The organism is Arthrobacter sp. NPDC092385, assembly GCF_044755105.1.
Taxonomy (GTDB): domain Bacteria; phylum Actinomycetota; class Actinomycetes; order Actinomycetales; family Micrococcaceae; genus Arthrobacter_D.
Genome location: NZ_JBIVQL010000010.1, coordinates 98,452 through 111,832, shown reverse-complemented (window position 1 = coordinate 111,832; position 13,381 = coordinate 98,452). Strand labels below are relative to the sequence as shown.

Annotated in this window: 11 protein-coding genes and 1 riboswitch; all 11 genes read right to left on the bottom strand. The window is 70.8% G+C overall.

Annotated elements, in window-relative coordinates:
• Nucleotides 1-23: 23 nt before the first annotated feature.
• The 11 genes from rsfS to ACIQCY_RS13745 all read right to left on the bottom strand — a co-directional run bounded on the left by rsfS (nucleotide 24) and on the right by ACIQCY_RS13745 (nucleotide 13,084).
• Entirely contained in the window at nucleotides 24-434 is a 411-nt protein-coding gene (gene rsfS, locus ACIQCY_RS13795; protein WP_400484461.1) for a ribosome silencing factor, read from the bottom strand.
• A 27-nt stretch (nucleotides 435-461) separates the two neighbouring features.
• Nucleotides 462-1,616, bottom strand: coding sequence for a hypothetical protein (locus ACIQCY_RS13790; protein WP_400484460.1), 1,155 nt, complete (start codon nucleotides 1,614-1,616; stop codon nucleotides 462-464).
• 7 nt (nucleotides 1,617-1,623) lie between these two features.
• Nucleotides 1,624-2,340 (bottom strand): nicotinate-nucleotide adenylyltransferase, encoded by a 717-nt coding sequence (gene nadD / locus ACIQCY_RS13785; RefSeq protein WP_400484481.1) that lies wholly within the window; start codon nucleotides 2,338-2,340, stop codon nucleotides 1,624-1,626.
• A 38-nt stretch (nucleotides 2,341-2,378) separates the two neighbouring features.
• A complete protein-coding gene (locus ACIQCY_RS13780) occupies nucleotides 2,379-2,615 on the bottom strand; it encodes a hypothetical protein (protein WP_400484459.1) in 237 nt (78 codons plus the stop codon).
• Nucleotides 2,616-2,738: 123 nt separating this feature from the next.
• Entirely contained in the window at nucleotides 2,739-4,058 is a 1,320-nt protein-coding gene (locus ACIQCY_RS13775) for a glutamate-5-semialdehyde dehydrogenase (RefSeq protein WP_400484458.1), read from the bottom strand.
• Nucleotides 4,059-4,105: 47 nt separating this feature from the next.
• A complete protein-coding gene (proB, locus tag ACIQCY_RS13770; RefSeq protein WP_400484457.1) occupies nucleotides 4,106-5,263 on the bottom strand; it encodes a glutamate 5-kinase in 1,158 nt (385 codons plus the stop codon).
• A 6-nt stretch (nucleotides 5,264-5,269) separates the two neighbouring features.
• The gene (gene obgE, locus ACIQCY_RS13765; protein ID WP_400484456.1) at nucleotides 5,270-6,853 is read right to left on the bottom strand and encodes a GTPase ObgE; all 1,584 of its coding nucleotides are present in this window, start codon (nucleotides 6,851-6,853) and stop codon (nucleotides 5,270-5,272) included.
• Nucleotides 6,854-6,971: 118 nt separating this feature from the next.
• Nucleotides 6,972-7,232, bottom strand: coding sequence for a 50S ribosomal protein L27 (gene rpmA / locus ACIQCY_RS13760; RefSeq protein WP_087073579.1), 261 nt, complete (start codon nucleotides 7,230-7,232; stop codon nucleotides 6,972-6,974).
• Between the two features lie 57 nt (nucleotides 7,233-7,289).
• Nucleotides 7,290-7,598 (bottom strand): 50S ribosomal protein L21, encoded by a 309-nt coding sequence (rplU, locus tag ACIQCY_RS13755; protein ID WP_400484480.1) that lies wholly within the window; start codon nucleotides 7,596-7,598, stop codon nucleotides 7,290-7,292.
• A 241-nt stretch (nucleotides 7,599-7,839) separates the two neighbouring features.
• Complete coding sequence (gene thiD, locus ACIQCY_RS13750) at nucleotides 7,840-9,423, bottom strand: bifunctional hydroxymethylpyrimidine kinase/phosphomethylpyrimidine kinase (RefSeq protein WP_400484455.1); 1,584 nt, start codon at nucleotides 9,421-9,423, stop codon at nucleotides 7,840-7,842.
• Nucleotides 9,414-9,527: riboswitch (TPP riboswitch) on the bottom strand. It overlaps the preceding gene by 10 nt.
• 104 nt (nucleotides 9,528-9,631) lie before the next feature.
• Nucleotides 9,632-13,084, bottom strand: a complete 3,453-nt coding sequence (locus tag ACIQCY_RS13745) for an Rne/Rng family ribonuclease (RefSeq protein WP_400484454.1) — start codon at nucleotides 13,082-13,084, stop codon at nucleotides 9,632-9,634.
• Between the last annotated feature and the right edge of the window lie 297 nt (nucleotides 13,085-13,381).

The window sequence follows — 13,381 nt, the reverse complement described above, 5'->3', positions numbered from 1 at the left end:
AGGATCGGCGTGGGGGTACCGCGTCACTCCGCGACGTCGTCGGACGCTGCGACCTGCGGGGAGCTCTGCAGTGCTCCCTCGAGCTGGAGGTCCACAGAGGGGCAGTCCTTCCAGAGCCTGTCGAGGGCGTAGAACACGCGGTCTTCCTCGTGCTGGACGTGGACGACGACCTGGGCGTAATCGAGGAGGACCCAACGGCCCTCGCTGCGACCTTCGCGCCGCACCGGCTTGAGGCCCTGCTTCGACAACTCCTCCTCGATGCCGTCCACGATCGCGTTGACCTGCCGCTCGCTCGGCGCGGAGGCGATCACGAAGATATCCGTGATGGCCAGCCGGTCACTGACGTCGATGGCAACGATGTCCTGGGCAATCTTGTCCACGGCCGCGTGCGCCGCGGTGCGGGCAATGCCAATGGACTGTTCGGTAGCGCTCACTGATCTCCTTGTGTGTAGCCAGCAATTTCACCCATTGAGGGAGCTGACGGTCATTATTATCCCGGTTACGAGCGCGGCTGCGCCCACACCGAGCAACGAATACTGGATATAGCGCAGTCGGCGCAGCCTTCCGAGGCCCGCGGTCATGGCATCGAGCGGCTCGAGACCGAAGGCACTCCGGGCCTGGACGGGCTGCGTCCCGGCGTCGGCATCGGCGATGACAGCGTGTTCCGGCGCGGTCTCCTCGCCCTCCGTGCCGGTGTCCGTCCCGGTCTCCGACGGCGGGGCGGCCGGCGGCTCCTGCGGACGAGCCAGCACCACCGGGATGTGGGACGTGGCCGGTGCGCGCAGGACGGACTGGGATCCACCCGGCACCTGGACGAACTCGGGCGGAGTGATGATGGACAGGTTGTCAGCCGCGCCCGGATCGTTCGACACGGGCCTGCGCTGCTGGTTCTGCTCCGAGAGCTCCTGCATCCGCCGCGCCCGCGAGTTGAGGACGGCGGCCCGCTCGGCCAGGGCCTTCTGCTGCGCCAGCACCTCGAGGTCCACGCTGAAAGGATCGTCGGGACCGGCCGCCTGCAGGGCGGCGAGGTGTTCGCCGGCCTCCTCGGCGATGGCCTTCCGCGCAGAGAGTGCTTCCTCGACGCTCATGCCGGGGGCCGCGTCGGTAGCGACGTCCTCGGCCGTTCCCACCGCAGGTGTCCGAGACGCCTGCTGGCGTCGACGGTCCCTGCGCCCACCCGGCACGGGCGACCGCGGTACGCCCGTCGCCGTCCCGTCGGCGGCCGTCCCGTCGGCGGCCGTCCCGTCGGCGGCCGGCGCGACAGCGCGGCCCTGTGATTGCTGCAACCTCATCTGGCGGCGGGTGGGCGTCTCGATCCTCGTGTGACCGTCGCCCGGCGTCGCCTGCGCCTCGACCAGCGCACGGAAGGCACGCAGCGCTTCCCGGTTACGGGCGCGCGCCAGCAATTCACGCTCCGCGTTCGGCTCGGGCACGGCGTCGACCGGAGCCTCGGCGGCCCGCCTGCTGCTGCGCGGGGACACGCTGTCGGTGGTCGCCGGACCGGCGCCGTCGACGGAACCCGGGTTGTCGCCGGCCGGCGTGTCCGGCCCCCCTGACGCGTCACGGTCCGCTTGGAGAGACCCGGAGACCCGTGCGTCGTCGTTTGCCTTGCTCATCGCTGATTCACCCAGTTGGTTGTTGTACGGAGCTGGGGTTGCCCCCGTGCTTTCCTTCCGTCTGAAAGGCGCCCGCGTCCTCGAGGCCCGAGGACGGCCCGTCGCCCGGCCGAGCGATCCGCCGGTACAGGCGGTGCTTGGCGATGTACTGCACGACGCCGTCCGGCACCAGGTACCAGACCGGCTTGCCCTCCCCCACGCGCCGTCGGCAGTCGGTGCTCGAGATCGCCATCGCGGGCACCTCCAGCAGGCTGACGTCGCGACCCCGTCCGTCCAGTTCGTGGCCCGGCCGGGTGACGCCGATGAAGTGCGCGAGGGACCAGAGCTCCTCCGCGTTCTTCCAGGTGAGGATCTGGGCCATCGCGTCCGCGCCCGTGATGAAGAACAGCTGGGCGTCGGGCCGCTCCACCTTCAGGTCGCGCAGCGTGTCGATCGTGAACGTCGGTCCGGGGCGTTCGATGTCGACGCGGCTGACCGTGAAACTGGGGTTCGACGCCGTCGCGATGACGGTCATCAGGTAGCGGTGCTCGGCCGCGGTGACGTCCTTGTCCGCCTTCTGCCACGGCTGGCCCGTGGGGACGAAGACCACCTCGTCCAGGTCGAACACGGAGGCGACCTCGCTCGCAGCCACGAGGTGCCCGTGGTGGATCGGATCGAAGGTCCCACCCATCACGCCCAGGCGCCAGGGCGAGCCGTCGCGATGCCGTTGCTGCAGGCCACCCATGACGTCCCGCTCGATACCGTCTGCTGCCACCAGGACTGCTAGTGCCGGTTCGCTTCGCCGTGGTCGTGATTGTTGGCGTGCTGCCTGTGCGGGTCGATGTGCTCCTCGACGGCCTCGTGGCGGTTCCGCACGTTGGAGAAGGAGACCGTGACGATCATCAGGGTGAGCAGGATGCCCATGGCGATCAGCCCGTACGCGATGGCCGGCATCGGCAGCTCGGTGTGGTGTTCCATGGCTTCGTTCGCCAGCAGTGCGCTGCCGAGGGAGTAGAGCATCGTGGTTCCTCTGTACGTCAGGTTCTGCCGGTCATTCAGCCCGGCCTGGGCATTTCTCCAATGGTACGCGCAAAGGGGCAGGCTCCTCCCCCGGCGGCGGATGCACGGTCGGCGGATGCGCCGTCAGCGGCGGATCTGCCCCTCGCCCTGCACGATCCACTTCGTCGTCGTCAGCTCCGCCAGGCCCATGGGTCCGCGGGCGTGCATCTTCTGGGTGGAGATACCCACTTCGGCGCCGAGCCCGAGTTCGCCGCCGTCGACGAAGCGCGTGGAGGCGTTGACCAGGACGGCAGCGGAATCGACTCCCGCGACGAACTCCTCGGACGAGGCGAGGCTGTTGGTGATGATGGCCTCGCTGTGGCCGGTGCTCCACCGACGGATGTGCTGCAGCGCCTCGTCCACGGTGTCGACCGTCCGCACGGCGAGGTCGAGCTGCATGTACTCGCGGCCCCAGTCCTCCTCCGTGGCCGGCACCGCGTCCGTCCCCTCCGGGAGCAGCGCGCGCGAGCGGTCGTCGACGTGGAGCGTCACGCCGGCGCGCGCGAGTGCGGCGAGGACGGCGGGAGCGGCCGTCGAACGGCTGTGCACGAGGAGGGTCTCCACGGTGTTGCAGACGCTGGGACGCTGGGTCTTGGCGTTGAGCAGGATGTCGATGGCCATGTCCTCGTCCGCGCTCTCGTCGAGGAGGATGTGCACGTTGCCCTCCCCGGTCTCGATCACGGGCACGCGTGCATTGGTGACGACCGACTGGATGAGCTCGCGTCCGCCGCGCGGGATCAGCACGTCGACGCGTCCGCGGGCCTCCATGAGCACGCGTGCGCCGTCCCTGCCGAACTCGTCGATGGTGAGGACGGCGTCGTCGGGCAGTCCGTGGTCCTCGAGGGTGTCTCGGATGATCCCGACGAGCGCCGCATTCGTGGCAGCGGCCGCACTGCCGCCGCGCAGGATCACGGCGTTGCCGCTCTTGAGGGCGAGGCCGGCGATATCGACGGTCACGTTGGGACGTGCCTCGTAGATCGCCGCCACGACGCCGAGGGGCACGCGGACCTGCCGCATCCGGAGACCGTTGGGCAGGGTCTCCGCGCGGACGGCCGTGCCGACGGGATCGGGCAGTGCCGCCAGTGCGGCGAGGGCGTCGGCCAGCCGTCCGATGCGCTCGGGGTCCAGGCTCAGCCGGTCCAGCAGGTATTCGGAGGTGCCGGACGCACGCCCGCGCTCGACGTCGGCGCGGTTGGCTTCGAGGACTAGGTCGCGTCGCGCGACGAGCGCATCGGCGATGGCGAGCAGCACGCGGTCCTTGCGGGCGCGGTTCGCGCGACCCAGGGTGCGCGATGCGACGCGTGCCCTGTCCGCGATGCCGTGGACGGCCCCGGTGAGCTCCTCCGGCGACAGTGCCGCGGCGTCGTCGGTCCGGGTGGTGGTCTCAGCCTGCAGGTCGGTCATCCCGCCATTCTATCGAGGAGCGGTGGACAGGGTTCCCGGAGGTCGTTTCATGACGCGCCGGAAGCGCGGAGCACCACGAGGTCGTTGACGTGCACGACGGAGCGTTCGTACTCGGCGCCCAGCTCGTCCGCGAGGTCGTGCGTGGAGCGGCCGAGCATCCGGGGCAGCTCCGCGGAGCTGTAGTTCACGAGGCCCCTCGCCACGACGGTCCCGTCGCCGCTGACGAGCTGCACGGGATCCCCGGCCTCGAAGGCGCCCGAGACGTCGACCACGCCCGCCGGGAGCAGCGAACGGCGGCGCTCGCCCACGGCACGCACCGCGCCGTCGTCGAGCACGAGCGTGCCGAGCACCCGCGCGAGGTGGGCCAGCCACAGCAGGCGGATCGGCTGGCGCTTGCCGGTCGCCGTGAACCAGGTGCCGACGTCGTCCCCCCGCAGCGCCGCCGCGGCGTTCGCGGTCGAGGTCACGAGGGCGGGGATACCGGACGCCGCGGCGATCGTGGCCGCCTCGACCTTCGTGACCATGCCGCCCGTGCCGACCCCCGCCCTGCCCGCGCGTCCGATCGTGACGCCCTCGAGGTCGGCCGCCGAGCCGACGAGCGGAATACGGCTGGCCCCGGCACTCGGCGGCCCGTCGTAGAGCGCGTCGACGTCGGACAGCAGCACGAGGGCCTCCGCCTTGACGAGGTGGGCGACGAGGGCCGCGAGGCGGTCGTTGTCGCCGAAGCGGATCTCGTGGCTCGCCACGGTGTCGTTCTCGTTGACGATGGGCACGACGCCGAAGTTCAGCAGCCTCTCCATCGCACGGTGCGCGTTGGCGTAGTGGGAGCGGCGGACGAGGTCCTCGGCGGTCAGCAGGATCTGGCTCACGGTGACGCCGTGGGCCGCGAAGGCCTGCGAGTACTGGGCCATGAGCAGGCCCTGTCCCACGCTCGCCGCCGCCTGCTGGGTGGACAGCTGCGACGGACGGCGCGCGAGGCCGAGCGGCGCCAGTCCCGCGGCGATCGCCCCGGAGGACACCAGGATGACCTCCGTGCCACCCGTGCGCCGTCGGGCGAGGACATCGGCGAGCCCGACGAGGGCGTCACCCGAGATCCCCCCGGTGACGGAGGTCAGCGACGACGAACCGACCTTGACGACGATCCGCCCCGCCGTGGCGAGCCCCGACCGGGACGCGAGGGGCTGCCGGGGCTGGTCCGCAACCACGCGCGCCTACTCCCCGGACTCGGCGTCTGCTTCCTGCCGGGCAGGGGCAGTCTGCGTGCGGTTCTGCACCGATTCGGTCCAGACGCCGGCCTTGCGGTCCGCTTCGAGATCGGCTCGGGCCGCGGCCTTCGCCTCCTTGCGCTCCTGGTACTCCTCACGCTTCTGCTCGCGCGTGGGCCGAACGTACTCGGCCAGGCGCAGGTCGCTGCCGCGCGGCCCGGCAAGGAGCTCGGCCCCGCCCATCATGGTCGGCTCCCAATCGAAGACGACGCCGTCGCCCTCGCCGATCACCACGGTGTCGCCGGGCTTGGCACCCGACTTGAAGAGCTGCTCCTCGACGCCGACCTTGGCGAGGCGGTCCGCGAGGTAGCCGACGGCCTCGTCATTGGTGAAGTCGGTCTGCTTGACCCAGCGCTCGGGCTTCTCACCGAGGACGCGAAAGAGCGGCAGGGCGTCCTTCTCCTCGTGGCGGATCCGGAACGGGGCCGCGTTGACTCCGCGGGGCCGCAGGACCGGAGGTTCGACCTTCGGAGGCGCGGTGGCCACGGCCTTGCGCGCAGCCTCGACGATCTCCGCCATGGCGAAGCCGAGCTGGCGCAGTCCCTCGTGGCTCGAGGCGGACACCTCGAAGACCCGGTAGCCGCGCGCCTCGAGCTCGGGGCGGACGAACTCCGCCATGTCCTTGCCGTCGGGGACGTCCACCTTGTTGAGGGCGACCAGCCGGGGCCGCTCGTTCAGGGGCACGACGTCGCCGTCGGGACCCGCGAAGCTCATGTCGACCGAGTACTTCTCCAGCTCGCCCTCGATGATCGCGAGGTCCTTCAGGGGATCGCGGTCCGTCTCGAGGGCGGCGCAGTCCAGGACGTGCACGAGGGCCGCGCAGCGCTCCACATGGCGCAGGAAGTGGTGCCCGAGGCCCTTGCCCTCGCTGGCACCCTCGATCAGTCCGGGGACATCCGCGATGGTGAAGCGGGTGGAACCGGCTTCGACGACGCCGAGGTTGGGCACGAGCGTGGTGAAGGGATAGTCGGCGATCTTGGGGCGCGCGGCCGACATCGCTGCGATGAGGCTCGACTTGCCGGCCGATGGGAAGCCGACGAGGGCGATGTCCGCGATGGACTTCAGCTCGAGGACGACGTCCCGCTCGTCGCCGGGGATGCCGAGCAGCGCGAAGCCGGGGGCCTTGCGCTTCTGGGAGGACAGCGCCGCGTTGCCGAGACCGCCCTGGCCGCCTGCTGCCGCCACGAACTCGGTACCTTCACCGACGAGGTCCGCGAGGACCTCCCCGTCCTTCGTCTTGACGACGGTGCCGTCGGGGACGGAGAGGATCAAGGTCTCGCCGCTCTTGCCGCCGCGCCAGTCGCCCATCCCGTTGCCGCCGTTCGTGGCATGCCGGTGGGGGGCGTGGTGGTAGTCGAGGAGGGTCGTCGTCTGGTGGTCGACCCGGAGGATGACGTCGCCGCCGTCGCCGCCGTTGCCGCCGTCGGGCCCACCGAGGGGCTTGAACTTCTCGCGGTGGACGGACACGCAGCCGTGGCCACCCGTGCCTCCGGATACGTGCAGGACTACGCGGTCAACGAAGCTCGCCACGTTGGTCTCCTTCTACAAATGCTTCACTGTGCCGGGTCTGGCCGGCTTAAAAGAAGGTGGGGCGAGCCGTAGAGGCTCACCCCACCCGAATGCTTTGGTGCATCGTGCGCCGGCAGAATTACTCTGCTGCGGCGCCTACGATGTTGACGACCTTGCGTCCGCGACGGGTACCGAATTCGACGGCACCTGCCTCGAGCGCGAACAGGGTGTCGTCGCCGCCGCGGCCGACGTTGGCGCCCGGGTGGAAGTGGGTGCCGCGCTGGCGGACGATGATCTCGCCGGCCTTGACGACCTGGCCGCCGAAGCGCTTCACGCCGAGGAACTGAGCGTTCGAGTCGCGACCGTTGCGAGTGGAGCTTGCGCCCTTCTTATGTGCCATGAGTTATGCCTGCCTTCGCTGAAGTGTCTTGCGGAACCGATCGGTAGCCCGAAGGGACTACGCGATGCCTGTGATTTTGACGCGGGTCAGTTCCGAACGGTGACCCTGGCGCTTCTTGTAGCCGGTCTTGTTCTTGAACTTCTGGATGACAATCTTCGGTCCACGAAGATTCTCGACGATCTCGGCAGTGACGGTGATCTTCTCGAGGTCCTCCGCTGCGGAGGTGATCTTGGCGCCGTCTACCAGAAGGAGGGCGGGGAGCTTGAACGTGCTTCCTGCCTGACCGGTGACGCGGTCAAGGGTAACGAGGTCTCCTACAGAAACCTTTTCTTGGCGGCCGCCTGCGCGGACAATCGCGTACACCACTTGGGAACTCACTTCTCTCGACATTCTTGACTTCTGATGAAAAAACCTGGGTGCGCCTCGGCAGCAATCCGGGAGGTTGCTCCTCGTGCCGAGCCCGCGCCGCGTATCCTCGACACCGCAGCCCGGGAGCTGCTCGTGCCTGATGGACAACCTGCACGGTCTGCTGACTGCACAGTCTGCAAGGCCTGCGCTGCTGCCGCCGGACATGCCGGTTAACAGGCGAGTGCACCGAGGGTCCAGATTACGCCAGTACGGCGTCTTCCCGCAAATCAGCGGGCCGGGGCGCGGCGCCCGGGCCGTGGACCCGAGGAGCGTCGAAGAAATCGCGCTCGTACACGGCGGACCATCGGAACGCCCTCAGCATGGCATCCTTGCCGGCTGCCGAGGCACTCCTGTGCGCGCGGTCCACGATCTGCTTCGCCTGCGCCGTCGCCGCCGCGAAGGCGGGGTCCGCGTAGGTGGCGATCCACTCCGCATAGGGGTGGTCTCCGCCGTGGTGGCCGGGCTCCTGATGGTCGCCTTCACGGACTTTCTCCTGCACGTGGTCGCCCACGGCGGCGTAGAGCCAGAAGCACGGCAGCACGGCCGCGACGAGCTCGGCGTACGAGCCGCGGGCGGCGACGGCCGCCAGGTGGTCGCAGTAGGCGCGCGTGACGGGACCGGCTGCTCCCTCGCCGAAGCGGAAGCCCGTCTCCCGCGCCAGCCACGTCCTGTGGAGCTCGGCCTCGGTCCGCAGGCACGACGTCGCGGAGGCCAGCCAGAACAGCTGCTCGTCCTCGGAGGGGGCCATGGCTGCCGCCCGGGCGAGCACGCCCGAGTACTCCCTGAGGTAGAGGGCGTCCTGCTGCAGGTAGTAGGCGAAGTCCGCTGCCGGCAGGCTGCCCCGAATCATCCCGGCGACGAATCCGAGCCCGAGGATCTCCCCGCGGATCGCGGCGGTGTCCCGCCAGGCGAGATCGGTGAAGCGCTGCAGCATGCGCGGATCCTGGGCGGAGTGGAAATGGTGGACGGGCCCGCTGCCGTTCCCGACGTCGAGCAGGTCGGCGGCCTCGAGTGCCCCCTCGAGCCAGAACTTGGCCTCCCGCACCGCCTGGGACCAGTCCCCTCCCACGGCCTGCCTCGTCGCGATGGCCGACGACAGGGAGCATCCCGTCCCGTGCGTGTTCGTCGTCCCGACCCGCCGGCCGTCGAAGACCAGGGCGTCCGCGGCGTCCGTCCCGGGGACGAGGAGCGCGTCCGGGCACCGCTCCCCCGGCAGATGCCCGCCCTTCACCAGCACGCTCGTGCCGAGCTGCTCCGCGAGGGCGCTGCCCTGCTCCAGTGCCTCGGGCCAGGACCGCGCCTGCCCGGCTCCGACGAGCACTGCGAGTTCCGCGATATTGGGGGTGACGAGCGAGGCACGGCGGGCGAGGTCGACGACGGCGCGCACGGCGTCGTCGTCGAGTAGCCGGGCGCCGCTCGTGGCGACCATGACGGGATCGAGCACCACGACGGGAGGACGGGCGTCGTCGAGCCACTCGGCGACGCAGCGGGCGATGCCGGCGCTGCCGAGCATGCCGATCTTCACGGCGTCGATGGCGACGTCGCCGGCCACCGCGTCGAGTTGCTGCCGCAGGAATGCCACGGGCGGGGTGTGCACTCCGGTGACGCCGAGGGTGTTCTGCGCGGTCAGCGCCGTCACGACGGCCATCGCATAGCCACCGCCGGCGCTGATGCTCTTGATGTCCGCCTGGATACCGGCGCCGCCGCTGGGATCCGAACCGGCGATGCTGAGGATATTGGGAATCCTGGAGCGTGAGCTCCTCGATGCACGGGCAGTTTCCATGGCGACATCCCTCCGCTAGGCCTCGGGCGCCGCGCGCCCACTAGATCAGGTTCGACGGGTTTGATCTCAGCCCTGCATCCGGCAGGGCACCCCGTGTCGGGATCCAGCCTATAGCAGCGGGCACGGCCCGGCTGCAGACGGCGAAGGCCGGAGTCCTCTCGGACTCCGGCCTTCGCGGCCCGTACGGGACGGGGCGGTCCCGGTGTTCCTACAGCTCCGAGGCGGGCACACCCACGCCGAAGATCAGGGGCTCGGCTGCGGACGGCTCAGGCCTCCGCGCGAGGGCCGGAGCCTTGGCGACGTGCCGCGTCCCCGAGTGCTCGGCGGGCGCCTCGGGAGCCTGCGTCTCGATCGTCGTGTCCGCTGCACCCTGGGCGCTGCGCGCCACCCGCCGGCGCGGACGCGTGCGGCGGGCCGGTCCTGCGGCCGGTTCCGCAGCGGGTGCGGCCACCGGAAGCTCCGGCGCCTTCCCGCCGTCGGACTCGCCTGCCTCCGGCGCGGGCTCGCCTGCCTGCGGCACGGACCCGACAGACTGCGGCGCGGGGGCGGGCGCGGGCGCATCGGCACCTGCACCGGCGCCATCGGCTGCCGGCTTCCTGTTGAACGCCTCGCTGAGGCTGTCCAGCGTCAGGCGTGTCGACGGCGCCTCCTGGGAGTCCTGCACCTCCTGGCGGCGGTTGTCCGCACGGGGCAGCGTCACCGTCTCGCCGTTGATGGTCAGGACGGCTTCGGTCACCTGGATGTCCGCTGGAGCGTCCGGTTCCCCGGCCGGCTCCTCGTGGGCGTGGTGCGTGGCGGCCGCGATGGTCGCGAGTGCCGCACGGGCTGCCTCCGCCTTCGCTGCACGGTCGGCGCTCTCCGCGACGGGCGCTGCGGGCTGGACGACGGCGGCGTCCTCCTGCTGTCCGCCCCGGCCCCGGTTCCGCTTGCGTTCGCTCCGGGACATCTTCTCCTGGCGCGCCTGCTGCTGGTCCTGCACAGGCGTGTGGCTGCGGTGCTCCACGGGTTCCATGTGCGTGACCACACCGCGGCCCGCACAGTGCTCGCAGTCCTCCCCGAAGACCTCGAGCAGGCCGGTGCCCATGCGCTTGCGCGTCATCTGCACGAGCCCGAGCGAGGTCACCTCGGCGACCTGGTGCTTGGTCCTGTCCCGGCCGAGGCACTCGACGAGGCGGCGCAGCACGAGGTCGCGGTTCGCCTCGAGGACCATGTCGATGAAGTCGATCACGATGATCCCGCCGATGTCGCGGAGCCGCAGCTGGCGGACGACCTCCTCGGCCGCCTCCAGGTTGTTCTTGGTGACGGTCTCCTCGAGGTTGCCGCCGCTGCCGGTGAACTTGCCGGTGTTGACGTCGACCACGGTCATGGCCTCGGTGCGGTCGATCACGAGCGAACCGCCCGAGGGCAGGAAGACCTTGCGCTCCAGTGCCTTCGAGATCTGCTCGTCGATGCGTGAGGCCGCGAAGATGTCCTCGTCGCTCGTCCACTTCTCGAGCCTGCCGACGAGGTCCGGCGCCACGTACATGACGTAGGCCTCGATGGTGTCCCAGGCCTCCTCGCCGGAGACGACGAGCTTGGAGAAGTCCTCGTTGAAGACGTCGCGGACGACCTTGATGGTGAGGTCGGGCTCGCCGTACAGCAGCTCGGGCGCCAGGGTCTTGGTCGAGCCCGCCTTGCGCTCGATCTCCTCCCACTGAGCCCGCAGCCGGTTGATGTCGTGCGTGAGCTCCTCCTCGCTGGCACCCTCGGCCGCGGTCCGGACGATCACGCCCGCGTTCTCGGGCAGGCGGTCCTTGAGGATCCGCTTGAGGCGGTTGCGCTCGACGTCGGGCAGCTTGCGCGAGATGCCGGTCATGGAGCCGCCGGGCACGTACACGAGGTAGCGGCCGGGCAGCGAGATCTGGCTCGTCAGCCGGGCGCCCTTGTGGCCCACCGGGTCCTTGGTGACCTGCACGAGCACGGGGTCGCCGGACTTCAGCGCGAGCTCGATGCGGCGCGGCTGGCCTTCGAGGCGCGCAGCGTCCCAGTTGACCTCACCGGCGTAGAGCACGGCGTTGCGGCCGCGTCCGATGTCCACGAACGCCGCTTCCATGCTGGGCAGCACGTTCTGCACCTTGCCCACGTACACGTTGCCGATCAGCGAGTCCTGCTGCGTCTTCGACACGAAGTGCTCGGCCAGGATGCCGTCCTCGAGCACGCCGATCTGGATCCTGTCGTCGCGCTGGCGCACGATCATCTGGCGGTCCACGGACTCGCGGCGCGCAAGGAACTCCGCCTCGGTGATGACCTGGCGGCGGCGGCCGGTGTCCCGTGACTCGCGACGGCGCTGCTTCTTGGCCTCGAGCCGCGTGGAGCCGCGGACGCTGGTCACGCGGTCGGAGACGGGCTCGCTGGCCTGCCGCGGAGCGCGCACGCGGGTGACGGTGTTGGGCGGGTCGTCGTCCTCGCCGCCGGACAGCTCGAGATCCTGGTCGCCGCGACGACGACGGCGGCGACGGCGTGAGGTCACTCCCGCGCTGTCCTCCGGTCCGCTGGAGCGCGGGCGCTCGTCGGAGCCCTCGGCGTCGGCCTCGTCCGTCTCTGCTTCCACCCGGCCCGCTTCAGCCTGGCCCGCGTCGCCGCGGGTGCGGTTCCTGCTGCGGCGGCTCCGACGCGACCGGCGGCCGGACTCCTCGGATTCCTCCTCCTCCGTGTCCTCCTCCGGGGACGGCGCGATCCTGACGGACGGCACGGCGACGGCGGTGAGGTCCGGGGCGTGGAACAGCAGGGAGAGCGGTGACTCGGGGACGGCGAACGGGTCGAAGCGGTTCTCCGGCTCCGATTCGTCCTGAGCGGCGTCCTCGGGCGCGGCACCGGGCGATTCCTGGGGTTCCTCGGCGGCGGCCGAGGTGGAGCCGGCGGCGGGTTCGGAGGCCGGTCGTGCGGTGCGGTCGGCAGGGGCAGCGGCATCGGGTGCTGCGGCGGCGTCGACGGCGGCGGCGGAGCGTGTCCCGTCGGCCTGGACGGCGCCATCGGTCTGGACGGCGCCTTCGGCCTGCACGGGCTCCGACGCCCTGCGGGTGCGGGTCCTGGTCGAGGTGCGGCGAGTCCGTGCCGGCTTCTCGGCGGAGGATGCATCGGCCTCCGTGCTGTCCGTGGTCGCAGCGTCTCCTGGTGCAGGCAGGGCCTCGGTGGTCGCCGCTTCGGGGGCGGGGACGGGGACTGGTGCACCGGCGGCGGTCTCTGCGACGGCGGGCTCTGCGACGGCGGGCTGCTCGACCGGGCGGGCGGGGCCGGCTTCGGCCGTGGCGGCACGACGGCGGGTGCGGGGCGCGCGGGCGGGAGCGGCCGGCGCGGCGTCGGACCCGGCCGGCGAACCAGCCGTGACACCTGTCGGCACGTCGTCGGACGGGGAGGAGGATCCGGCGGGAGCCTCGGCGGCGGTCTCGTCGGTGACGACGACCGGCTTACGGACCCTGGTGGCCCTCTTGCGGACGGGCTCGGCGGCGGCCGCCGCCTCGGGCGACGGCTCCGGCACCCTGGGTGGCGCTCCGGCCGGTGCGCTGGCGGTGCGGCGCTTCCGCGGCGCCTTCACCGGAGCAACCTGCTCCTGGGGTTCCTGCACGGCAGCGGATGCTTCCGCGACGTTCTGTTCGTTCCCCTGCTGTTCTGACTGATCCATGGGTACTCGCTCCAAGCCCCTGCGGCACCGTCCACATTCCAGCGCCCTTCAGGGCGGTATGTCGGCCGGCCGCGGGCCCTTCGCCCGGCGGCTGACCGGAAGTCGTTGTCATGTCGTCCGAGGTCACACCGGCATTGGGGTGCGGAATCACTCGGCGACCAGTGGCGCTTTTCCAACTCAGCCGCCCGTATGGACGGTGGGTCCCGCCAGCGGATTCCGCCTCCTTCCGCCGACGTGGCGGACTCGGTAGGACGGAAGCATCGCTCGTGGAACGGAAGCCTGTCACTGGACCGGCGC

Bases quoted from the DNA above. Each gene is read 5' to 3' on its own strand.
- ACIQCY_RS13790 (WP_400484460.1), bottom strand. From the start codon at position 1,616: ATGAGCAAGGCAAACGACGACGCACGGGTCTCCGGGTCTCTCCAAGCG.
- nadD (WP_400484481.1), bottom strand. From the start codon at position 2,340: ATGGGTGGCCTGCAGCAACGGCATCGCGACGGCTCGCCCTGGCGCCTG.
- ACIQCY_RS13780 (WP_400484459.1), bottom strand. From the start codon at position 2,615: ATGCTCTACTCCCTCGGCAGCGCACTGCTGGCGAACGAAGCCATGGAA.
- ACIQCY_RS13775 (WP_400484458.1), bottom strand. From the start codon at position 4,058: ATGACCGACCTGCAGGCTGAGACCACCACCCGGACCGACGACGCCGCG.
- rpmA (WP_087073579.1), bottom strand. From the start codon at position 7,232: ATGGCACATAAGAAGGGCGCAAGCTCCACTCGCAACGGTCGCGACTCG.
- thiD (WP_400484455.1), bottom strand. From the start codon at position 9,423: ATGGAAACTGCCCGTGCATCGAGGAGCTCACGCTCCAGGATTCCCAAT.
- ACIQCY_RS13745 (WP_400484454.1), bottom strand. From the start codon at position 13,084: ATGGATCAGTCAGAACAGCAGGGGAACGAACAGAACGTCGCGGAAGCA.